Here is a 22,238-nt window from a genome sequence, read left to right as displayed (position 1 = left end):
CTGCAGTCGGGCCGGGGCGCCTTCGGCGCCCCGGGGGTCGGCCTCCGGCCGACCCGTGGCCTCCGCTCCGCTCCAGCCACTGCCCGCGCTCCGCACGGGCACAGACCAGGCAGGCAGTAGACCAGCATCAGGCCGGACGGGGATGAGGCACAAGCGGCAGCAACAGGAGAGAGGGTGACGGGTAGTTGGGTGAGTGACGGGTCGAAGAGAGGTCAGAGAGGGGGAGGGTGAGGTAATCGGGCCTCTGCGTCAAAATACGAGCTAGATTAAGACTGGAATGGTGTTGCACCACCTTCGAGCAGAGGAAAGGTGTTCGCGGAATGTTTTGATGGTGCGGCATGGAATGAAGGTGGAAAGGCGCGCGATTAGATGTATGGAAGCTCCGTATAACGACTATGGTAACGGTGGAAAATGGACGGGATAAAGGCTTCGTAGGAGGCGAGCACCACCGTGAGGGCTTCAGCGAAGGGTTCCGGAGGCGCTGGGGCGCCTTCGCGGGTGGGTTCGAGGCCAGAGCTGGGCGTCGCCTGACGGGTTCGCTCTCGTCAGCGGTCGAGCCTCGGGGTGCCGCGACGGCCGTCCGTCGGTGGTGGGGCCTGTGGAGCCGACGGACGTACGTCGCCCGACCCCGGCCACGGGTGACTGCGGAGCTGTCCGCGCGGACCTCAGCCACCTAATACTTACGAATACCCAAGAACCGCTGGTCAGAGGCATGCACTTCTGACGATCTGTCCCCTCAGCCGGTACACATCGCCATCGCTATGTACCGGCTGAGGAGACACATCGAGGGCCAAATGTCAGCCAGGCCGACAGGTTCCGGCCCAAAACGTCAGCGAGGCCGACATTCCCCAGCCGTTCCGCTGGACGGTCCGCCGGAGCGCGTAGGGGAGGAGATCTGTCCCCCCTGGGGGGACACAACACGCCGGAATGTCAGCGAGACCGACATATATGTCGGCGTGGCTGACATACTTCTGCCGTCCAAGATCAGCGAAGTGGAGAGCAGCCTCGTGTCACCCGAGCCACAGCGCCGCCGTCCCGCACCGAAGCGCGCGCCGCGCCGCCCGGAGCTGCCCCTTGTTGATGATGAGATCCAGGCGTGGTCCAAGCCGGTTCAGCCGGTTGAGGACCTCGACTCGGTTGCTCGCCGCTACCCCCGCCGGAAGCTCTCGCTCAGCAGCGAGCGCAAGCCGATGGAGTTCTACGACACCCCGGAGCGCCCCAAGGCGTTCTCCATGGACTCGCTCGAGTTCTTCTTTCTGATCGCGCAGTACTTCCGCGAGGCCCTGCCGCTGCGGCTGATCCTGCTGATGATCGCGTGCCAGAAGGCCGGCGGGCAGATCCGGCTGACGCAGGAGGAGATGGCGACCGTCCTGGACGTGGCCCGCGCGAAGATCAACGAGGCGCTGCAGGAAGTCATGAGCCATGGCATCGTCTTCAAGGTGCGCCGCGGCGTCTACCAGTTCAACCCGCCCTACTCGTACCGTGTAGCTGAGTTCATCCCGGGCACGGAGCTGGTCGAAGCCGAGTACGTGCAGGTCGACCAAGACAAGACGATCGCGAAGATCCGCACGGATGAGAGCCTGCCGGACCTGGTGCGGTTCCCGTCGCTGGAGCACATGCGCGAGGCGATCGAGGAACTGCGCAAGAAGCGGGCCGAAGAACGCGCTGCGCGCAGACTGGCCCGTGCGCAGCGCCAGGAGGAGGGATCAGCCCAGTGAGTACCTTGAAGTGGTCGGCGACCAACGCCGACGGCCTTCTCGCCGACCTGGACCTGCCGCCCGCCGCCTACAGGGCGCTGCTCAAGCTGCGCGGGCGCAGCGAGCCAGGGGGCCGCATCGCGATGGACCAGGCCACCCTCGGTGAACTGCTCGGGCTGAGCCGCCCCAGCGTGAACGCCGCACTGCGGGAGCTGGAGCTGGCCAAGCTCGTCAAGAAGGTTCGCAACGGCGTCTACCAGATCAACCCGATGCTGGCCGGCTACACCTCCCCCGAAGACGCCGAGGACGCCGTCAGGGCCATGCCGACGGCGGACCGTCTGGACAGCAAGGGGTACCTGGCGAGCTACCACAAGGCCGTCGCCGCTTACCAGGACCAGCTCGCCGAACAGCGCAAGAAGCGGGCCGCTCTAGCCGCGGCCAAGAAGGCCGCCACGGACAAGCGCCGCGGCTCGCTGCACGCCGTCGGCTGACCCGGCCGCCCGCCCGGCCGGCTGAGCGATACGAAGAGGCGCTGCATCCCTCCGTTGCCTGACCGATCGTCCGAGCTGATCTGCGGCGATGCCCCCGGGATTCGTTCCGGGGGCATCGCCGCTTTGCCTTCGTGGGGAGCGCCGACCTCTTTGTTTCAGCACCCTGAAACAGAACGGTTCCGACAGTGCTCCCGTCGCGCGGCGTGAAGCCCGGCTTCTGATGGTGTCGGCGTCGACACACAAGGTCCACGCGGACAGGGACAAAGGTCCCTCCCAGCTTGGACAAACGCGCTGCTGCCGTCGCCGTCATCGACGGCGCCTGATCCGGCGCGCGGGACGGGTATGTCAGTCCGTGCACACGGTTCCCGCGGGCGGGAACGCGCAGGTCAAGCGGGTGGAAATGCGGCAACCAAACGACCGCTTGCTACACGTCCTGCTGCCTTCTGCAGCACCACCTGCTACCCGAGCAGCACCCGTGCGCACCTGGAGCGGGCGCTGAAGTGTCATCGCTCTCCGGCATCCCGAGCAGCCGCACAGCAGCAGGGCCTTGCACCTTCACCACCAGGAGCAGCAGCCGGTGCAGCACACCTTGCTGCACCGGCCCGGCCGCGAAGGGTGCAAGGCGCTGCACGGTGCAGCGAGAGGCGTCTTCCTCCAGCCCGAGAACGTCATCGGCGGAGGCCGGCGCTCTGCCCGGGAGCCGTCAGCGGTCGCCCCTCGGACATGGGCCTTGCACCCCAATGTAGGTAGTACCTGTAGTGGTTATGTGCGGGTAGATATCTCTCCCTCCTGAGAGCGGAGCTCGCCTGCGGGAAGCATCCGGACCCCCACCAGGACGAGCCGTTTCGGGCGCTTACACGGTTGAGCACATTCGCGGTGTGCCGTACGAACACCATCCGGTGTCGGCGTGGGGCGAATGTGCTCAACCGGTGGACCGTGCGTTGCCGATCCAGCCGCCGTGATGGCGTGCTGCTAGCGGCATCACCGCAGCGTGATCTCCTCGCCGATTGACTGCTCCCGGGCGGAGGCGACGACCAGCGCCGTGGCCGCGGCGTCCTGCACTGCCACGCCGACCGACTTGTAGAGGGTGATCTGGTCCGGTGTGGTGCGCCCCGGTCTGCTGCCGGCGATGAGTTCGCCCAGTTCGGCGTGCACGTGATCGGCTGTGATGAGGCCGTCGCGGATCGGCATGAGCAGGTCATTGCTGCCCGCAGGAAGCGGGGCAAGCACGGCCTGGCGCGATTCGACGCACACCAGCGCCTCGGTGACTGTGGCGTCGTCGATCTCGCGGCCGGCCGGGTTGTACCCCACGGACGTGATGTGCACCCCGGGTGTCAGCCAGGAACGGCGGATCACGGGTTCGACGGCGTGCGTCGTCGCAGCGGCGATGTCCGCGCCGTCGAGCGCCTCGGCGTAGCTGGACACCGCCTGGACTTCACCCTCCAGTACGGCTGAGAGTTCCGCGGCCAGGACAGCGGCTTTCGCCGGATCCCGGCCCGCGACGCGGATCTGCTGGATCGGGCGGACCCGACAGATCGCGCGGGCGTGGGACCGGGCCTGCACGCCGGTGCCCAGCACTGCCAGCACGGTCGCATCCTCGGGGCCAGCAGTCGCGCCGACAACGCGGAGCAGGCACCGGTGCGCGCTGCGGTGATGGCCGTACCGTCCAGCAGCGCAGCGGGCTCGCCGGTGGCCGGATCGAACGACACGATCAGCGCCTGATGTGTAGGCAACCGTGCCCCGTCGTTGTGCGGGAAGAGTGACACCAGCTTGGTCATCAGCACCCCGGCCGACGGCAGGAAGCCCGGCATGGCCGCCAAGAATCCATCACATTCGGGCACCAGGGCGGCGACGCGGTCGGGTACCGAGGCGCGGCCCGCACTGAGGTCTGCCATCGCCGAGGCCAGGGCATCGATCAGCGAGTCCACGTCAAGCAGGGCCTCGACCTGCGAGCGGCCCAGAACAAGCATGCACCTCAACCTCCTGATGCCGGTCGTCCGGCCGGCGACCGCACAGCCAAAGCGTCAACGGCAGTCCCCCATTGCCCCGGCTGCGACACGCCGTCGCTCGTGAGCACGTTCATCCGTACGCGCCTGAGCACATCAGCGTGTACGCCGACATCCGGGGGGCATCGGCCCGTTGAGCCCCGCAGACGGTGCTGTGCGGCCCTCTGGGCGCCTCACAGGCCCGGATGGTCACGGGGAGCCTGGACGGCGTGAAACGCGCCCAGAGGGCCGCACAGGGCCCTGGTGGATCATCGGATGGCCAGGTGGGGTGCGGATCGGCTCCGAGCGGGTGGCGGAACGTGGTGCCCGCTGGCGAGCTCTGCTCTCAGAGAGGGGGGAGAGATCTACCCGCACATAACCACTACAGGTACTACCTACATTGGGGTGCAAGGCGGTCTCCGGCAGCGGGGCGGCGGGTCACCGGTCGGGGTGGACCGCCTGGACGCCGGTGTTCTCGTACGCCTCGGGGGTCAAGGTCAGCAGGTACCGGCCGGCGGGGAAGTCCGCGGAAGGCCGGGCGGCGTGGATGGCGTGGACGGCTGCCCAGGAGTGCCCGGTGCGCAGCAGTTCGGTGGCGGCGAGCGCGGCCGGGGTGTCGAACGGTTCGATCTCGATGAACCGGAGTCCGTGGATGTAGGCCAGCAGGCCGGGGCGCTCGGTGTCGCTGGCGGTGAGCGAGAGCACCGGGGCGTAGAGCGTGCCGAGTCCGCCGGAGGCTTGGACGTAGAAGGCGGCGACGGTTTCGTTGAACGGGTCCTTGGGGTCGTGCAGGGCGGTGGCGGCCGTGTGGTCGAGGACGACGGCGATGGCCGCCACTACGCGGCCGCCGAGTCCTGGCTGGCGCCCAGGCGCTCGAGGAGGCCGCGGGCCTTCGCCTCGGCTTCCGCGCTGGGCGCCGTGCCCAGGATGGAGGCGAGCTCGGCACGGGCCTGGGCGGCGCGCTCCTCGAACTCGGACTGGGTGGGCCGGCTCTCGGCAAGGGCCTCGACCAGATTGCGGATCGTGGTGTTGTTCTCGGCTGCCAGCAGGGCCAGGCGGTCACGTGTCGCAGCACTGACCTTGATGCTCGTTTCGTCTGCCATAACCTCGACTCTACCGCCGGTAGAGGAACGCCGGGAGGGATCCGGCTCATCCCGTTGGACCGGTTGCGGTCAGGGGTGCAACGCTCCCGTGCAACACGCGGCACCCTCTCCGGATGACTGGCAAAGTCCCAGGTAGAGGCTGCAACAGAGAGCTTTGCACGGATGCGTTGCGAGGATCTGTTGCGTTCCCGGCTGTCGGGCGCTACACCGGTGCAACGCACCCGCCCCGGGATGTGTCGGCAGTTAGCCGCCGCGGACAGAGGCGTCGTGGTGGCTGGAGGAGGCGGGCGTGTCCGTGGGGCGCAGCCAGCGGATCGGGACGGTGAGGGAGACGGCTCGGGGGAGCTCCACCGGCTCGCCTTGGACGTCGAGGAGCATGCCCGCGACCTGGTAGCCGCGGCCGGGCGGCAGGCCGACGGCCTGGACCTGTTCGTCGGTGAGGTCGGCCGTGACGCGGGTGGAGGAGGCCACCCGCAGTCCTTCCGCTGTCCGGGCCTGTGGGTCGATGTCCATGACCGTCAGCGGGAAGTAGGTGCCGCGTAGCAAGCTCAGGGTCCACCACGAGGGGCCCATCGTCTCCGGCCGGTACCGGTCGAGTGGCAGCGAGTACGGCACCTCGCAGCGGTAGGTCTGGCCGACCCGTACGTCCTTCGTGCGCACCCTTCCAGAGTGCTCCCCCCCGACCGGGCGTGCGGCCGTGCGGCCGTGCCGGTCACGATGGAAGCGGAACGTGATGGACGGCGCGGGCTGCCGGGCGGGGTGTCACGCCGTCGGGTGTCACGCCGGAAGAGCCCTGGAGCGGGGGTTCGGGCCCGCTCCAGCATCCCAAAAGATCCAATTCGGACATTCGGCGGTGTGCTTCCTGCCGTCACCCGGCGAGCGTGACAGGCGGGCGTGACACCTCCCGGCGTGACGCTGGGTGAGCGTGAACATGTTCTGTGGCCACCCGGCTCACAACACCCTTCGCGATCCTGGCCACCTGGGAAAACAGGCTGACACCACATAGGTCAACAGGGCATACGGGGGCACTTTGCCCTGACCTCACAGCCGGGTGTGAGGCGGGCTGTGAGGGGTGTTGTTGCCGCTCCGGGTGGCTCTCACCAGCAGGCGGGGGCGGCGGCACGGGCACTGCCCGCAGTTGTCGCAGCCGGCGCACTCCAGACAGAAGGCGAGCGGCCATTGCCCGGGGCAGGAGCAGATCGGGTTGTGGTCGGGGTCGTCCTCGCCGGGGTACCGGGTCTCACCGAATGGAGGCTCCGTCCAGGCGTCGACCGTCCCGTCGGCGCGCAGTTCTTCGTAGTGGTGGCCGATGGCGCTGTGCTCCTCCCAGACGGCGACGATCTCCTGCTCCTGGCCATGGTTCATGCCGGGCTCCCCGCAGTGACGGCGCGGGTGAGGAACGCGGCGAGATCGTCGACGGCATCGGCATCGGCATCGGCATCGGCGGCGGCGAGCCGGGCCGCGAACGGCAGCTGGTCGACGTCGGTGCCGGGGACGAGCTGAGTGAGGGTGGCGAGCAGCGCGGCGTGGGCGAGGACCGGCGGGTGCAGCAGGCCGGCGGCGGTTTCGCGGGCGGCCGGGTCGGCGTAGTGGCCGCGGTGCGCGGCGAGGGCGCGGGCGAGCCAGGCATCGATGTCCGGTTGCGCGTACGACCTTGCGCGGCGGGTGAGCTCGTCGCGGGCGGCTTCGTCGCCTTCGCGGGGTTCGGTTTGCTCGAGGGTGCCTCGCTCGCGCAGCGCCTGGAGCTGGTCGGCGCGGGCGGCGACTCGGGCCGCCGCCCGCTGCTCGGCCTCGCGGGCTTTGGCGGCCTCGGCTTCGGCGGCGAGCTCCTCCTGGACGACGGCGTCATCGTCCGGGTCGTACGAGCTGCCGGTCACCGCGAGGAGCTGCCCGATGCGCCGCCACTCGGCGAGCTCGGCCTCGCGGCGGCTGCTGTGGTCGGCCGCCGCTTCGTACCGGCGGTCCAGGTGCGCATCGAGCTCGGCGTCGGCGAGGGCCTGGACGGCTTCGCCGTGCGTCATGCCCCGGGCGCGGCGCCGGACCGAGGACCGGCCGAGCTTCGCCGGGTCGATCGGCGTGCGTGGACCGCGGGTGCGTGCGTCGGGGACGCGGCGCGGCCGCCGCCAGCCATCGGTCGTCATCATGGCTCTCGCTTTCACCACGGAAACGGGAAAGGGGCCCGCCGTCGGAGTATGCGACGGCGGGCTGTCCATCCAGGTTTATAGCAGGGTGGAATTCCGTGTGTCTAAAACGCGATATCGAGCCGCTCGACGTCCACGATTTGCACCTTCAGGCCCGCGCGTCCACCTCCTCCGACGCGGAAATAGGCGTCCGCTATGGCCTCGGCGACGAGGTCGTGCAGCTCTGTCTCCGTCGCTCCTCTGTCCTTGGCGGCGAGGATCGCGGCGGCGTGGGACGGGGTGACGGCGACGCTGATGTCCCGTTTCCGACCCGCGTCCGAGGTGCCCGCAGGGCCGAGAGCGAAGTAGGCGGTGATCGAGATGCCAAGCCCTGCCAAGGTAGCTGCGCGCGCCCTCGCCTGTGCTCTGACCTGCGGTTGCCATTCGGCCTCGGTCTCCTGCTCCAGGGCGGCCTGGAGCCGCTTCTGCGGCTTCTTCGTGGCTCCGGAGAGGTAGCGGTCCACCGTCTTGCGGGAGACGCCCAAGCGCTCCGCCAGGGACTTGGAGGAGCCGCCCTCGTGCGTGCGAAGGAATTTCATCCGGGCGTGCGCGGATTTCGGCGCGGGACGGGTGAACAGGGTGCGCTCCGCGCGGCGCAGGCCGTCGATGAGCTTGTCGCGTAGCAGGGCTCGCCCTGCGGTGTGGTCGTTGATCATCCCTGGAGCCTCCAGTACCGCCCCTGTGGATAGGGGATGTGTCGCCGCTCAGGGGGAGGTGCGCAGTGTCCAGGTTGGTGTGGGAGCGTCAGCGAGCCTCGCATCCGTCCGGGGGAACGCCGCGCCAGGATGAGGAGCCCCGAGGGCTCCGGCGCCCCGGGCGGAAGGAGAGCGCATTGATCACCACAAACGTCCAGCGCAACGGCACGGTCCTGGTCATCGTCACCGGGGCACTCGACGAGGACGCCGGCGCGGCGCTCCAGCGGGCACTGGACGACGTCACCGCCGACGAGCGGGACCTCATGGTCGACCTGCACGGCGCGATGTCCATGGACGCCGACGGCCTGCTCCACCTCCTGGCACTGCACCGGCGGGCGGAGAGCCTAGGTCTGCGCGTTCTGGTCGTCGGCTGGCAGCCCCAGCCCCAGCAGTTCATGGCGGATGTCGCGGGCATCCGCGGGCGTGGCTCGGCCACGGGCGAGCGGTACGCGGTGGCGGGCTTTCGCCGGCTGATCGAGGAGCGGGCGCAGCGCTCACGGGACCTCTCGGATTTCAAGGCCGGATGGCTGTAGCGAGTCCGGTCCGTTTCTCACATGGACGGTTCCCACTCCTCGGGCCGGCGCCTCGCCACTCCACGAAGTCGGGATCGGTGAGGTCCACGTCCTCGGCGTTCTCGAGCCCCGCCTGGGCAAGGATGACGCGGATGTCGGACGGGCGGTGGGCGACCCTGATGGCGACGCCGTCGTAGCGGACCCGTCGCCCCCCTGCGAGTCGGGCGGGTAGACGCCCTTTGAGTTTCGGAACAAATAGACTCTCGGGCATGTTTAGCGAATGACTGTTGGCAGCTCAAGGTACGGGAAAATTCGGGTCCACCATTTGCATTTCTGCGCCCACTTTATCGGCGATTCCGAGTTTCTCCCATACGTCTTTACTGGTATATCTACTGTGATCGAACCACCCGCGGTATACCACTTCAATTCTAGGGTCTAGGGAAGGGAAGAGCCGAATGGCCCTGTCTGAGAGGATGACGATGTCCCAGCGTGTACAGAAAGCCAGAATTCGGCCTACTCTTCTGAGGATGCGGTCTGTTTCGATTACGGAGCGACGGACGATAGCGGGGTGCAATAGAACGAGAAGGCGGATCTGTACGCCTTCAAGAGCGGATTCCAGGGCGACGTTGGCGCCATGGCTGTGAGCGTAGACGCATTTCAGTTCACGGATTAGATTGTTTGCAGTCCATGTACGGAGTCTGCTTGCCGCACGTTGGCGGGCAGCATTATTGTAGCCGCCTGCCCAGGTGAACGGATTTGGAGCGTTCCATAGGTCGGGGCTGCATGCAGCTCTGATATGGGTCGAAAGATCACTGTTCGGCTGCCACCATGAATTAAACGCGGCCCAGGTCCCGTGGATGGTGATACTGCTATGGGAGGGGTCATCTGACCCCGGCTGGTGTTCGGTCTTCTGGAATTTGCTTAGGGATTCATGCTCTTCCTCGAAGCGGGCCAGTGCGTTAACCGAGATCTCGCGCACTGTCTGGGAGTCGCTCATACAGCCAGACCGGAGTAGGTCTACCAGAGCATGCCTTTTTTCGGTAAGTCGGAGAAGCTCAGAAGCCGAGGTCACCCGCACCACCTGGTGGGGAGCCGACAACCCCAGCAGGAGCAGGACAAGCGCGGCACCCCTAGCTGCCCCATAGTTATTGAACTGACACTCCCACCAAAGTGCTTGTTGGTGCGCTGCTCTTTCTTCCGGATTGATTTCAGTGCTCGGATTCAATCCATCGATATCAAGGGGGAGTCCCAACTCTGCGATTGCCTTACCCGCGGCGTCCTCGATGCGAGTTTCACCCAGTGCGTCAAATCGGGGCAAGAGAAGTGCTTTGGCGTCGGCCTCCCATTCTTTCAGTAGAGCGTGGTGGCCGCTGAGCTGCATGCCAAGCCCGACGAGTTGAGCAGCCTGAGCCCAGCCCGCTTCTTCGGTCGACACTTGCCACGCCATGATGCCGGGAATGCATTGCTCCTCTTCCGCGGTGTCATGTTTGAGAGCTCCCGGAGGAGAAATCAAGGCGTTCTCTGCTAGGTCAGGGGCCTCACTCGGATCCCTCCCATAGTGGGCCAAGATTTTTCTGGAGACGCTCACGTCTAGAGTCTCTGGAGTATAAGAGAACGCCGGAGATGTATGCACCTGCTCTACCCGATAGGGGACTGTGAGTTCTCCCCCTGTGTGCATGTGCGCGCCCTCTAGGGGAACGGTGCGCCAAAGCGTCAGCTTTTCTCCGAGCTGCCGATGGGGCGAGACCGCCGCAATCAGCTTCTCGCTTTGCTCCTCTCCGGCGGACGCGAAGACGCTTCCGATCTCTCCGACGTATTGACCGCCAGGGGAAACAATCTTCATTCCGATGTAATCTTCTGGGTTGATTTCCCTGGTCATATGATCCCCTCAGTGCGGTATACACATGGACCATGGCCGAGGACGCTGTGGGGTGCCACTCGGACTAGTCCGTATGGCCGCGCAGGGTCGACTAAAGCCTCCAGGCCCGCGTGGAAGGCTGGCCGCCCGCCCGAGGGGGAAGCGGCACAGGCCGGGCGACGAACCGTGTCGACTTCGACAGGGAGCTAGCCCGGCGAAGACGTGCGCGCGGTGACGCACGAGCAGTTGCTGCAGACCCGGAAGCCGCTGGCCGACGAGCGGGACGCAGCTGGCTGAGCAGTGTGGCATGCATCAGGGCCCCAGACCGCGTTGGCGGCCGGGGCCCTGATGCGTGGTAGGTAAGAGGGTGATGTCCGCAGCTCAGCGCGCTCCGGTCACTCGTAGCTTGCGCACGTCGCCGACTCCGGTACAGCTGGTTTTGCCCTCCTTGTAGAGCTCCTTGATGGCCGCGCGGACGTGCATCTCCCGGGCTTCGCCGAGTACCCCGGCCAGGACCTCGCTCTGGTGGTCACCCACGACAAAGCTGCCGTGCCTGTGGAGGAGGTCCTCCAGGTTCGCGCGGATCGTCTTAATCCATCCGAGGCGGCGGACCTCTTCCTCTTCAGCGAAGGCGTCAGCCGGGTTGAAGAGCATGTCGGGGCTGCTCGGAGGGAGACAGGCTCGGCGCCACTCCACCTGGGCGAGGCTGGCTGCTTCGCCGAAGAGCCAGAGGCCGTCCTTGTGCCGGCTGAAGTGGACCAGGTGGTAGGCGACCTGAAGATCGGCACGGTTGCGTACTTCAACCGTCCAGGAGCCCGCGCCCACAGCTTTGCCGACCCGCTTGGCGAACTCGTCCGTGATGCGGTCGACGGCTTCGGGGTTGTTCGCGGAATCCAGGAACTCTTGCTGCCACCAGTCGCCGCCGCAGGCGTCGTCCAGCGCCTTGAGGGTTGCTGGCTTCCTAGGGTTGTCCTTATCGCTGGTGAGCAGGCCACCGATGCGGCGGACGGCGTTGGCGTTGAAGTTCAGGAGGACCTCGGTGGGCTGACCTCCAGCGCGGCGGCTCCCGAAGATCCGCTGGGTGAGGGCTTCGAAGGTGATGCCAAGACCGAAGGGGTCGAGGAACGCGAACAGCGGTGACCCTTGGGCTGCTTCCAGGACGTGGTCTAGGTGCCTTTCGACGCGGCCGTGCAGAGCGTGTGCTGAAAGCCCTTGCTCGTGGGCTTCTGCGACAAGCGCTGACAGGGACTGGTAGTTCTTGCGGTCCTTTTCGACGAAGTAGCAGTCGAGCTTGCGGAAGCCGGAGATGGCGGCAGCGGACTCAAGGATGAGGGCCGGGGAGCCAGGGGTGCCGTCGTCGTACCGGCCGGGGCCGGCATAGCCGTCCAGGTAGACGACCCGTCCGTCCGGGGCGTACTTGCCGACTTTGCTTGCGAAGGGGACCACGTACTTGTCGAGGATCGCGTGCTTCAGGACGGCCGCGGCCTTCTTGCTGACGAAGAACGGGCTGGCGACGTCGGTGGCGCGTTCGCCGGCGGTCTCACCGCTCAGGTCGAGTACGGCGCTGTCGAGCACTGCTTCATCGGGTTCTTCCAAGATTCCGCCCCTCATCTCAGAATGTCTGGGACAAGTTTGCGGTGGGTGAACCCGGTGTGTATCGGTATTGCCGAAACCGGATCGGACGGCTCAGACGGCGGCGGGGATCGGCATCTGGTCCCAGGTCCGTCCGTCCAGGGTTCGTCCGCCAGCCTTGGGCGTGTGGCCGCCCCACTGCTTGAAGAAGAACGCGACGTGCTCGTCAACGCACAGGTCGCGGATCTGGGCGGCCCAGGCGGGGTCCATCGACCGGTGGCGCGGCCCTGACTCACCGCCAGCGATCACCCAGTGGATGCCGTCGAGCTTCAAGCCGTCGAGCGGGCCAAGCAGGGGCTCACAGGAGAGGAACCGGACCGCGGCCGGCACATGGCGCAGGTCGTCGACTCGCGGGAGTTCCTTTGCGGTTTCCACCGAGACGCCCATCCACACGTTGGCTGGCCACTCCAGGCGGTCCGCGACCTGCCGCAGTCGGCGGGCCCGCTTGGTGAGGACCTGGTAGGTGTGCTGGGGAGTGTCCGCCATGACCTCGAAGACACGGCGTACGAAGTCCAGCGGCACCCGGGCGTGGAAGAGGTCCGACATGGAGTTCACGAACACCGTGCGGGGGCTCTTCCAGCCGTAGGGAACGTCCAGGGCATCGGGATGAACCGTGAGGTCGAAGCCGGGGCCTGAGGTCCGCGGATCACCGTCGTTCTGGTACTTAGCCGCTCCCATGGCCTTCAACCGCTTCGCCAGCGTCAGTGCGTAGCAGTTGTCGCAGCCCGAGGAGACGCGGTCGCAGCCCGTCGTCGGGTTCCAGGTCGCCTCGGTCCACTCGATCGAACTCCGGTCACTCACCGGTTGCCTCCTGTCTGGCCGCACCCCGGACGTCGGCGGGTCAATGAAGCGTCGTCGGAACGTGGTATCCGCCATCCAACCACCCTTGTGCCCCTGGTTCTTGGCAGAAGTTCCTTTCTGGAGTGGAGCAGCGAACGGAGGACCGCCCGACCTGCAGTTCAGGGCTGGTCGGGCGACTGATTCACAGCTGGACGTCGATGTGGTCGACGTCCGTGAACTCGACCAGGAGGCCATTGGCGCGGCGGCCGCGGTCCTTGAAGTAGATCTCCTGGAACCCCTCGGCGGCGATGGCCAGAAGCTGATCCTCGGTGGCGCCCTGCTCCTGGGCTTCGAAGAGACGCGCCGCGTACGCAGGGGGCAGGGCCTGGGTGAGGTGGCGCATGCGGCCATCGTCCGTGGTGCCGGCGGCAGCGGTGTAGCCGAAGCGGGCCCGGGTCTCGATGACCAGTCCGCCGGTGGTTGCGGCGGCCTTCTTCGCCTTGGCACGGATCTGCGGCTGCCAGCGCTTGCGCACTTCGCTCTCGAGGCGGGCTGCGAGGTCCTTTCGGGGCCGCTTGATCTGGCCGGTGATGTACCGCTCCACGGTGCGCTGGGAGACGCCCAGGGCTTCTGCTGCGGCCTTGGTTCCCTTGAGCTGTTTGACGAGGTACTTCATCTGGGCCTGTGCCGACTTGGGGGCGGGGCGTGTGAACGCCTTTGCCACCGCCTGGTCGAGGCTGTCCCCGAGCTTGCCCATCGCGGTCTACTCCCCGTCGTCGGTGGCGGGGTGGCCGCCGCTCTTGATGATGCGGGCGATGTTGGTGTGGGGGCCGTCCTGTTCGTACTGGGCTTCGGCCCACAGGGTGGTCTGGCTGCCCTCGTGTTTGACCAGGCCGGGGGTGACGCCGAGCCGGAACTCGCCGGGTCCGGGGGTGGCGGGCAGGAAGTCGAGCGGGCTGGGGCCGTCGGAGGGGTAGACGATGCAGTCCGAGTTGATGGCTACCGGGTACAGGCCGTGCGCGGCCATCTTCATGATCTTGCGGTGCATGATGATCCGGCTGGTGGAGAGCACGGCGGCGCGGATGTCGGGGCGCCAGGTGGGCCGCGACAGCGCCGGCCACGGCTGCCCGAGCGGGGTGTCGCGCGGGCGCTCGCGGAGCTTGCCGATACCGCCCTTGGCGGTCGCCTTGATCGCCCGCAGCACCATCAGCATTTCCGGGTCCGCCGTCTTGGAGGCGGCCATCGCGTCGAGGAACACCTGGCCTTCCATGTCGGGGGTGACACCGAGGTCGGCCATGGTGGCCAGGTAGGCGTCCTTCAGGCGGGTGTACCAGGGGTCGAGGTAGCGGCCGCTGTCCGGGCGCAGGTACGCCTCGATCGGCGCGACCGGGAAGCCGAGCTTGACGGCGTAGGCGACGGACGGCGTCGCGTACCAGGCCGGGCCCTCGGGCCGTTCGCCGGTGCGGGTGAACGGGCTGGGCAGGCGGGGGTCGAGTTCGACGTGGGAGAGGTCGACGAGCCACGAGCCGGGCACCTTCGGGTCGAAGGCCGGGTTCTTCACGTGGACGGGGGCGCCGAGGCCGACGACGGTGCCGTTGGAGGCGGCGGCGAAGGCCATGTTCACGTCGATGCCGACGACGTGGCTCTTGAGGCATTCCTCGTCGGTCAGGGGCCGGCCCCAGTCGTAGGTCTCCTCCATCAGCATCTCGGCCGGGCCTCGCTGGTAGTACCGGGGCAGGTCGGCGAGGAGGGGGTGGCCGTCGGGGACCTCGCACGGCACCGCGTCCAGGATGCGCTCGGGGAGTGAGCCGGGGATCCGCTCGCGGACGAACTGCCCGTCGGCGTCGGTACGCCACTCGCCACTCTCTTCGTCCCGCGCGCGCCGGGACGGCGGCCGCAGGGCGGTCATCAGCTCCAGGCCCGTCACGGCGGTCGTGCCACGGGGAGTCAGGACCCGGGTCGCGAACGTGCCGAGGACTCGTGCGAGCTCCGCCGGTGGGAGCGTGGCGGGCAGTAGGCCCTTGTCCTTGTCGCCCCAGTCCCGGACGTCGAGCGCGTCCCAGGAGACGACGCACAGCTGGACGCAGCGCCGCTGCCCGCCCTCGGCGGGGCGGTAGATCCGCGCCCAGGGGCCGAATCCGCGCTGGGTGAGCTGCCATTCGGCCTTCGCCAGCTGCTTGAGGACCTTGTGGCCCTCCGGCAGCCGGCCCGCCCGGCGCTCCTCGTTGCTGAGCTTCTCGGGCAGCCCGTACCGGACGGCGGCCGCCGCAGTCAGGACGATCAGCGGATCACTGTCCTTGCCGAGCGGGTGCAGGCGGGGCGCGCCGAGCTTGGAGTGGGTGAGGGTCCAGTCCACCAGCGACGGCAGGGACTTGGCGGGGACGTCGAGGACCAGGCCGCCGACGCAGTACGCCACGACCTGGTCGCCGTCGACGTCGAGGACGGCGAGGGGACCGTTCTCATAGCGCGGGTCGGCAGCGGCCGGTGCAGGAGTGGCGAGATTTTTGGCAGCCTTCTTCGCGGCCGGGCGCCGCGAAGACGAGGCCGGGCGCTCAGTGGCCGAGGGCGCCGGGGGCTTGGTGCGCGGGGCTGGCTCCGGAGGCGAGGAACCGGCAGGGGTGCCGGTGAACGTTTCGGGCGTCGCCGGTGCGGCGGCCTGGGGCGCAGTGCCGAATTGGGCGCTCCAGCCGTCCAGCAGGCGCAGGTAAGCCTGGCGGCGGGGTGGCCGCGGTTCGCTGCGGCCCGCCTCCCAGTTCTTGACGGACTGTGTGGTGGTCTGCAGGGCCTGCGCGAGTCGGGCCTGGGTGATCCCGGCCGCTTCACGCAGACGGGCTCGCTCCGCCGGCGGCGGCATCTCAGGCTCGCCCGCAAGCAGCGCGTCCACGGCGTTGAACAGCTCTTCTTCGGTGGGCATACGTGTACCTCCACCCCCATCCTACCATTCTTTAGCCTTCGATTTGCCGTATGATTAGCTTTGGATTTAACCTCGGTTTTAACCTAACTGAGGAAGGGGCGAGGTGGCCGAGCAGCACGCGGTTCCGAGGGGGCTGGCCGAGACGGAGATCGGTCACATACTGACCGGCGCCCTGCTGCCGCAGTGGACCTCTGGGGCCGTTCCGCAGGGCAGGCCGGTCGTCGTTGTCGTTGCTGGCCAGCCCGGCGCGGGGAAGACTCAGATCGCCGATCTCATTCAGGCCGCACTAGACCGGCGGGGCGGAGCAGTACGGATCTGCAGCGACCTCTACAAGACGGCGCACCACCAGTACGCCGAGCTCCTGGCCGCCGACGTCCGCACCGCCGGGGTGAAGGTCCGGCCAGACACCCGCCGCTGGCAGGCTGCGGTCGAAGAACACGTCCGCGTGCACAGGTTCGACGCGGTGGTCGAATCCGCCCTCGCCGACATCGAGGAGTTCCGGACGTCCGCGGCCGCATACCGGCAGGCCGCTCACCGCATCGAGGTGGTCGCGCTCGCGACGGCGGAGGCACGGAGCCAGCTGGGAATTCTGGACCGGTTCCTGTCCGAGGCGATCGAGGGCGGAGGCCGGTACGTGTCGTGGGAGAACCACGACACCTGCACCGGACAGCTGCTGGCGACGCTGACGGTGATCGAGGCCGAGCGGCTCGCCGACCGCGTCACCGTCGTACGGCGCGACGGCACCGTGCTGTACGACAACGAGCTCGTCGACGGCAGCTGGCGGCGTCGGCCAGCGGCCGAGCGGGCAGTGGCATACGAGCGCTCCCGGCCCTGGACCGCGCAGGAGACCGCCGTCTTCCGCCGAGACCTCGCGCGGACCGATCAGAGACTCCACCGCGACCTGCACTGCGAGGACCGGCGCCTGGCCGTCCAGCGGGACGCCGAGCGCGTCGCCGCACTTGCGGAGCCCGTGCGACGTATCGCCCAGCCGCGACGGCGGGCACCGGGCGTGGACTACCACCGGCTCTCGGCCGAGGAACACAAGTGGATCTTCGACGAGCTGATCGCGCCGTCGTACCTCAGCGGCATCATCCCCCGGGACGATCCGCGCGCGGTCTACGTACTGGGCCAGCCAGGCGCGGGGAAGCTGCTGGCGACCCGGATGGTCAAGCGTGCCATGCGGCCGGGGACGACGCACCTGGTCGGCGACGACTTCAAAGCACAGCACCCGGACTACCTGCGCCTGCTGGAGGAGGACCCACGCAATGCCGGGGCCGCGATCCGGGCGGACTACCGCGCCTGGTTCGCCGAGGCCGAAGCGTATGTGCGCCGGCATCGCGGAGACGTGCTGATCGAGGGCGCGCCGGGCAGCGTGGAAGAGCTCCTCGCCAGCGCGCTGCCGTTCGGCTCCGTTGGCTATCCGGTCGAGCTCGTGGTCCTGGCCGTGCGAGAGGCGGACAGCCTGCTGTCCACGGCACTTCGGTACGCCCGCTCCCTGCAGCGGGGCGGCTACCCGCGCTTCACGTCACGAGCGGGCCATGACGTGTGCTTCCGTGCGCTGGCCGACGTCGTCGATGCCGCACAGCGGCATCCGGCGATCACAGCTGTGACCGTGATCCGGCGCGACGGCCAGGCCCTGCTGCGGCAGGAGCACGCCGGGGGCCGGCAGGCGGGCTGGGTGCTGGCCGCGGAACGGATGCGGCCGTACACCGAACAGGAAGCCGCCGCGTTCCTGCTCCTCCACCAAGCGCTGCGCCGGGCACTTCCCCAGCACCGGCGGGAACTGGACGAGATTGCCGCGCTCGCCCGACCGCTGATGCCCGCGCGGGTCCAGCCGGCCCGTATCGGCCGGCCCCACCCGTCCGTCTGGCCGCTGCCCGTACGGCGCCCGCTTTCGGGCTACGACTCCTTGAGCTCCTTCAGCCGGGCCGCGTAGACAGCGGCGATCCGCTCGGCCTCCTCCGGGTCGGCGGTCGCCAGCTGCGCCTGGTCGGCGAGCGCGGCCTGACGGCCAGCCTTCAGCTCCTCGATCCGCTGCTCGTCGGGTACCGGGGCCCGGCGTTCGGCAGCGATCTGGGTGCTGTACCAGGTCACCACGTCCCGGACGGCGTCTGCAGCATCCTGCTCATCGCCGCCGTACAGCTCCGAGAAGTCGGGGATATCGGGGTCGGACAAGAGGACCACCCTTCCTTGTTGATCTTGATGGGGAAGGTGTCATTCTCCTCGCGCCGAACCAGTGCGGCATACGACCAACGGGTGACTCAGGGCCCACGTCTGGGTTCAACGGCGAGCGCATTCAACGGACCAGAGCTGCCAGCAGCGGAAACCGGGTGCGCTCTGAGCGGGCACGATGGGCTTGGCGACGCGCAGCGTGCACACTGCGCCGGGCCAGGCAGAGCTCGCCGGCGGGAACGTGGCAGGTCGGACATGCTTCGGCGAAGGCACCATGCCGGAACTGGCGGTGTGTCTCGTACGCGGCGTCCAAGGCGGCATCGAATACGGAACCCGGTATCAGCGCTGGGGCGGCACTCACGGAGATCTCCTTACACAGGGGGCGCGGCGGGGTCGGCCCTCACACTCCACACGTCGGACAAGCGGTTCGCCTTCCAATTCCCCCGTTATGGCAGTTCAACGCGGTGGAGTGTCGTCCGACCGCCGTACCGGGCCACTCGCCGGACCGGCCGGATCCGGGAGATCCTTCCTCCAAGGCCAGCCAGTCCGCATAGGTTGGGCTTATTGATCAACGAGGTCGGGGGATGTTGTGGCAGGCAGGGATCTGCGAGCACTGTTCAGCACGAACGACCGGGGCTTGGAGGCCGTGGAGGCATTCACGAACCGGCAGGCGCAGTGGGAGCTGGTCGCGGCCGCGCTGGACGAGCACCTGCGCCACGTTGCGGATCCTGGCTTCGACGTCGAGGACCTGGAGGGGCCGCGGAACAACGTCCTCGTTTTCCACGGGGTCGGCGGGATCGGCAAGACGACCCTGTCCCGCAAGCTGGAGGCCGTACTCGTCGGCGCCGACCAACGCCCCGTCCAATGGGGCGAGCCCACCTGGGCCGGGGAGCGGATCCTGCCGATGCGCATTGACCTTGCACGCTCCGCCGGCACGTCCTTCGAGGACGTCGTCCTCACGATCCGGGCCGCGCTGACCGAACTGGGCCGTCCTCTGCCCGCCTTCGACATCACCCTGCGCCGCTACTGGGAGACCCAGCACCCCGGCGAAAGCCTGGAGGAGTACCTGCGGCGCGGCGGCCTCGCGGGCCGGTTCGGCAAGGCGATGCCGCAGCAGATGCAGTCCGCTCTCTCAGACGTCGCCCAGGCGCTCCTCCTACCGGGCACGATCGGCACGGCGGCCGGTGCGCTGGTCGGCTCCCTCACCCGCGCACTGCGCGAGCGGCGGCAGACCGTGCGGGCGCTCGCCGGGTGCGCCCGGCTGGCGGACCTGCTGGAGGCCGAACCGGACCTGGAGACGCTGTCCTTCTACCCGCACCTGCTGGCCTGGGAGCTCGCCCAACTGCCGGCGGACAAGCGCGTCGTGCCGGTGATCTTGCTGGACACCTTCGAGGACGTCGGCGACCGTACGCACCGCGACCTGGAGCGCCTGATCCAGCGGGTGGTGTGGCTGATGCCGAATTGCTTCTTCGTCGTCACCGGCCGCTCCCGCCTGCAATGGGCCGATGCCGCCCTCCAAGGACAGCTCGACTACACCGGGCCCACCGCGTGGCCGGGCCTGGCCCTGCCCGCAGCCGTCCCGGCCGCCCGCACAGCGCGGCCGTCCCAAAGCCGCGGGCGGCAGGTCCTCGTCGGCGACTTCTCCCCCGAGGACTGCGACGACCACCTCGCCCGCCGGCTCACCCGCGACGGAGCACCCCTCATCAGCGAGGACATCCGCCAGGTCATCACCGACCGCTCCCACGGACTGCCGCTCTACCTCGACCTGTCGGTGATGCGCTTCCTGGAGATCCGCCGCACAGGCCGCACCCCGCAGCCCGCCGACTTCGACCACGACTTCCCGGCGCTGATCGCCCGCACCCTGTCCGACCTCACCGCAGACGAGCGACACGTCCTGCGCTCCGTGGCCCTGCTGGACGCCTTCGACCTGACCCTGGCCACCGCGGCCGCCGGACTGCCCCACGAAGCGCCGGCCCTGCGGCTGATCGAGCGGCCCTTCGTCCGCGAGAACCTCTTCGGGCTCTGGCCGTACCACCTGCACGGGCTGATCCGCTCCACCGTCCGCGGCGCCGACGACCAGGCCGACGACCGCTGGTCGGCGCGCGACTGGGAGCAGGCAGCCCAGCGTGCGCTGACCGCCCTGGGCGACCAGTGGAGCGCGCACACCGGCCGGGACCGGATGCTGCTCGTCAGCTGCCTGCGCCAAGGCCTCGCCCTGGCCCGCGACTTCCGCCTCGACCTGGGCTGGCTCGCCGAAGCCGCCTGGGCGTACGTCAGCGACTCGGTGTGGGAGCCGCTCGCCCCACCCGTGCGCAACGAAGGCGACGGCGACATGACGACGGCGGCCGACGCCCTTGTCGAGCTCCTGGCCACCCTCGCCCGCCGCCAGCACGAGCACCGCTCAATCACCGCCTCCCGCCTCGCCGCCGTCACGCGCACCCGCCTGCTGCCCACCGACCTGCACGAAATGGCCGTCTACTACCTCGCCAAGGCTCAGCGCGACCTCGGCGACTCCGCCGGCTCCCGTGCCGGGATGCAGCTCGTCGCAAACGGCCAAGGCCGCCTGGCTCCCGCAGCTCGGCGCGGCCTGGCTCACCTCGCCCGCGTCGCCGGCGACTTCCCCACCGCGCACGACGTGGCACAGACCCTCGGCTGGGACGGCCGCCAGCACCGCATCGAGGGCGACATCCTTTGGCCGCACGGCGACATGACCCGCGCAGCCGCCGCCTACGCCGTCGCACGTGACCAGGCCGAGCAGCACGGCGTTGCGGGCGAACGGGCCACCAGCCAGGCCCAGCGCGCTTTCGTACTCGCCTTCACCGATCCCGATGACGCCGACGACGAACTGCACCTCGCCGAACAGCTCCTTAGCGGCCTTGATCTCCGGGCCACCGGCCTTACGGTGCGGATCGCCGCGCTCGTCCGCGACGCAGGTGCCATCCCTGACCTCGAAGCTGCCCGCGCCCTGCGCGCCGAGATCCGTGGCACCGGGATCACCGCCGCCGAAGTCGCCCTCGAACTCGCCCTCGCCTTCCACCACGCTGTCCAAGGCGACCATGACAAGGTCCGCGCAGTCATCGACCGGATGCGCGAACTCGCACAGACCGGCGACTACGCCTACTCCAGCGACCTTGCCCACTTCATGGCCGGCCTTCCCCTGCCGGATCGCTCGCCCACTGTCTGGCTCGACGGCCCGGACGCCGTTCGCGCTCGCTGGCACCACCTTGTAGAGAGCCGCCGCGCCCGGATAGGGCACAGCGAATGAGTAACCAGGACGCGGCTCAGGAGTTCCGCCGTCGTTTCGAGGAGGGCATGGAGGCCCGGCGCAAGGCTCATCTAGAGGAGCGGAAGCGCGAGCAGGCTGAGTGGGTGGCACAGAAGCGAAAGCGTCAGAGGGATGAGGCCCGGGCATCCTGCGTGACCGGCGTAGGCGCCCTCGCGGTGGTCGGTCTCATCGTCGGTGGCGCGTGGTGGGGTCTGTCGAGCGTGGCTTCCTGGTGGCAGGCCGACGCGGCGGCGGCAAGAGCCGCACGTGAGCAGGCAGACGTCCCGGCGCCGCGATTGCCGGCGCCCGACTGGCGCCTGTCACACGCCGGTGATGAGGTCGACAAGAAGACGACGACGCTGTGGACCGACATGCAGGAGACGGCCGGGCTTTCGCTGCTGCAGCACGAGTCCGCGGAAGACACCCGCAGCACACGCGTCGACGAACTGGACGACTACAAGGGCCTCAGTTCAAACGATGTCGAGCTGACCATCCAGCACGGTCCACAGCACGGCACCCTCACGATCCAGGACGGCACCGGGCTGTACACACCGGCCACCGGCTTTCAAGGGTTCGACACCGTCGACTACACGATCAAGCTCCGCAACAAGCCCGAGCTACGCAGAGTGCGGTTCACCGTTGAAATCGGACTCAGTTTCGGAGCCAGGTACGACGCGGAACACAAATACGAAAACTGTGCCGCCGCCCGTGCAGCCGGCGTCGCACCCATCTACCAGGGGCAGGACGGGTACGGACGCCACCTCGACGCTGACCGAGACGGCGTCGCCTGCGAATGATTGCCGCCTGCCCGCAGCAGCAGCGGCCTCGAACCAACGCTTGGTTCGAGGCCGTAGTGCTTGCCGTGGCGCAGACGTGGTGGCAGTGGGAGGGCTCAGCCGAGCTGAAAGGCCCGCGCAGTGTTGCTGAAGACCGAACAGTGTTGCAGAGCAACAC

The 22,238-nt window shown here is 68.4% G+C and carries 18 protein-coding genes and 1 pseudogene; 6 read left to right on the top strand and 13 right to left on the bottom strand.

Going from position 1 to position 22,238, the window contains the following annotated elements:
• Positions 1 to 956 precede the first annotated feature (956 nt).
• Together AB0B01_RS12625 and AB0B01_RS12620 are read left to right on the top strand one after the other, a co-directional pair.
• A complete protein-coding gene (locus AB0B01_RS12625; protein ID WP_361716545.1) occupies positions 957 to 1,718 on the top strand; it encodes a hypothetical protein in 762 nt (253 codons plus the stop codon).
• On the top strand, positions 1,715 to 2,188 hold the full coding sequence (locus AB0B01_RS12620; protein WP_361716542.1) for a helix-turn-helix domain-containing protein: 474 nt from the start codon (positions 1,715 to 1,717) through the stop codon (positions 2,186 to 2,188). Before AB0B01_RS12625 ends, AB0B01_RS12620 begins: the two co-directional genes overlap by 4 nt.
• A 981-nt stretch (positions 2,189 to 3,169) precedes the next feature.
• On the opposite strand, the pseudogene AB0B01_RS12615 reads toward AB0B01_RS12620, so the two are convergent.
• From AB0B01_RS12615 to AB0B01_RS12585, 7 genes and pseudogenes are all read right to left on the bottom strand, one after another.
• Positions 3,170 to 4,158: pseudogene (locus tag AB0B01_RS12615) on the bottom strand (ornithine cyclodeaminase family protein).
• 453 nt (positions 4,159 to 4,611) lie between these two features.
• A complete protein-coding gene (locus AB0B01_RS12610) occupies positions 4,612 to 5,010 on the bottom strand; it encodes a hypothetical protein (protein WP_361716539.1) in 399 nt (132 codons plus the stop codon).
• A complete protein-coding gene (locus tag AB0B01_RS12605) occupies positions 5,010 to 5,276 on the bottom strand; it encodes a hypothetical protein (RefSeq protein WP_266449231.1) in 267 nt (88 codons plus the stop codon). The genes AB0B01_RS12610 and AB0B01_RS12605 overlap by 1 nt, the downstream gene beginning before the upstream one ends.
• A gap of 243 nt (positions 5,277 to 5,519) precedes the next feature.
• Positions 5,520 to 5,936, bottom strand: coding sequence for a hypothetical protein (locus AB0B01_RS12600; protein ID WP_361716536.1), 417 nt, complete (start codon positions 5,934 to 5,936; stop codon positions 5,520 to 5,522).
• Between the two features lie 381 nt (positions 5,937 to 6,317).
• Positions 6,318 to 6,641, bottom strand: coding sequence for a hypothetical protein (locus tag AB0B01_RS12595; RefSeq protein WP_361716533.1), 324 nt, complete (start codon positions 6,639 to 6,641; stop codon positions 6,318 to 6,320).
• Positions 6,638 to 7,420 (bottom strand): hypothetical protein, encoded by a 783-nt coding sequence (locus AB0B01_RS12590; protein WP_361716530.1) that lies wholly within the window; start codon positions 7,418 to 7,420, stop codon positions 6,638 to 6,640. Before AB0B01_RS12590 ends, AB0B01_RS12595 begins: the two co-directional genes overlap by 4 nt.
• Positions 7,421 to 7,521: 101 nt before the next feature.
• On the bottom strand, positions 7,522 to 8,112 hold the full coding sequence (locus AB0B01_RS12585) for a helix-turn-helix transcriptional regulator (protein WP_361716527.1): 591 nt from the start codon (positions 8,110 to 8,112) through the stop codon (positions 7,522 to 7,524).
• 176 nt (positions 8,113 to 8,288) lie between these two features.
• Here AB0B01_RS12585 and AB0B01_RS12580 point away from each other — a divergent pair, with 176 nt between their 5' ends.
• Positions 8,289 to 8,684: an STAS domain-containing protein gene (locus AB0B01_RS12580; RefSeq protein WP_361716524.1), complete on the top strand. Its 396-nt coding sequence runs from the start codon at positions 8,289 to 8,291 to the stop codon at positions 8,682 to 8,684.
• Positions 8,685 to 8,958: 274 nt separating this feature from the next.
• Here the strand turns inward: AB0B01_RS12580 and AB0B01_RS12575 are convergent, their stop codons facing one another.
• The 5 genes from AB0B01_RS12575 to AB0B01_RS12555 form a co-directional block, all read right to left on the bottom strand.
• Complete coding sequence (locus AB0B01_RS12575; RefSeq protein WP_361716521.1) at positions 8,959 to 10,542, bottom strand: hypothetical protein; 1,584 nt, start codon at positions 10,540 to 10,542, stop codon at positions 8,959 to 8,961.
• A 360-nt stretch (positions 10,543 to 10,902) separates the two neighbouring features.
• Complete coding sequence (tcmP, locus tag AB0B01_RS12570; protein ID WP_361716518.1) at positions 10,903 to 12,117, bottom strand: three-Cys-motif partner protein TcmP; 1,215 nt, start codon at positions 12,115 to 12,117, stop codon at positions 10,903 to 10,905.
• A gap of 90 nt (positions 12,118 to 12,207) precedes the next feature.
• Positions 12,208 to 12,954 (bottom strand): phage Gp37/Gp68 family protein, encoded by a 747-nt coding sequence (locus tag AB0B01_RS12565; RefSeq protein ID WP_361716515.1) that lies wholly within the window; start codon positions 12,952 to 12,954, stop codon positions 12,208 to 12,210.
• A 181-nt stretch (positions 12,955 to 13,135) separates the two neighbouring features.
• Positions 13,136 to 13,690, bottom strand: coding sequence for an XRE family transcriptional regulator (locus AB0B01_RS12560; protein WP_361716512.1), 555 nt, complete (start codon positions 13,688 to 13,690; stop codon positions 13,136 to 13,138).
• Positions 13,691 to 13,696: 6 nt separating this feature from the next.
• Positions 13,697 to 15,847: a helix-turn-helix domain-containing protein gene (locus AB0B01_RS12555; protein ID WP_361716509.1), complete on the bottom strand. Its 2,151-nt coding sequence runs from the start codon at positions 15,845 to 15,847 to the stop codon at positions 13,697 to 13,699.
• Between the two features lie 103 nt (positions 15,848 to 15,950).
• On the opposite strand from AB0B01_RS12555, the gene AB0B01_RS12550 reads away from it, so the two are divergent.
• Positions 15,951 to 17,783: a zeta toxin family protein gene (locus AB0B01_RS12550; protein WP_361716506.1), complete on the top strand. Its 1,833-nt coding sequence runs from the start codon at positions 15,951 to 15,953 to the stop codon at positions 17,781 to 17,783.
• On the opposite strand, the gene AB0B01_RS12545 is transcribed toward AB0B01_RS12550, so the two are convergent.
• Positions 17,747 to 18,031, bottom strand: a complete 285-nt coding sequence (locus AB0B01_RS12545) for a hypothetical protein (RefSeq protein WP_361716503.1) — start codon at positions 18,029 to 18,031, stop codon at positions 17,747 to 17,749. The genes AB0B01_RS12550 and AB0B01_RS12545 overlap by 37 nt on opposite strands.
• Positions 18,032 to 18,608: 577 nt before the next feature.
• Between AB0B01_RS12545 and AB0B01_RS12540 the strand changes: the two genes are divergently transcribed.
• Complete coding sequence (locus AB0B01_RS12540; protein WP_361716500.1) at positions 18,609 to 21,284, top strand: ATP/GTP-binding protein; 2,676 nt, start codon at positions 18,609 to 18,611, stop codon at positions 21,282 to 21,284.
• Positions 21,281 to 22,081, top strand: coding sequence for an excalibur calcium-binding domain-containing protein (locus AB0B01_RS12535; protein WP_361716498.1), 801 nt, complete (start codon positions 21,281 to 21,283; stop codon positions 22,079 to 22,081). Before AB0B01_RS12540 ends, AB0B01_RS12535 begins: the two co-directional genes overlap by 4 nt.
• The last annotated feature ends 157 nt before the right edge of the window (positions 22,082 to 22,238 follow it).

It is taken from the genome of Streptomyces sp. NPDC044571, assembly GCF_040647115.1.
Lineage (GTDB): Bacteria > Actinomycetota > Actinomycetes > Streptomycetales > Streptomycetaceae > Streptomyces.
The sequence above is the reverse complement of the archived record's forward strand: the minus strand, read 5'-3'. Positions and strand labels throughout refer to the sequence as shown.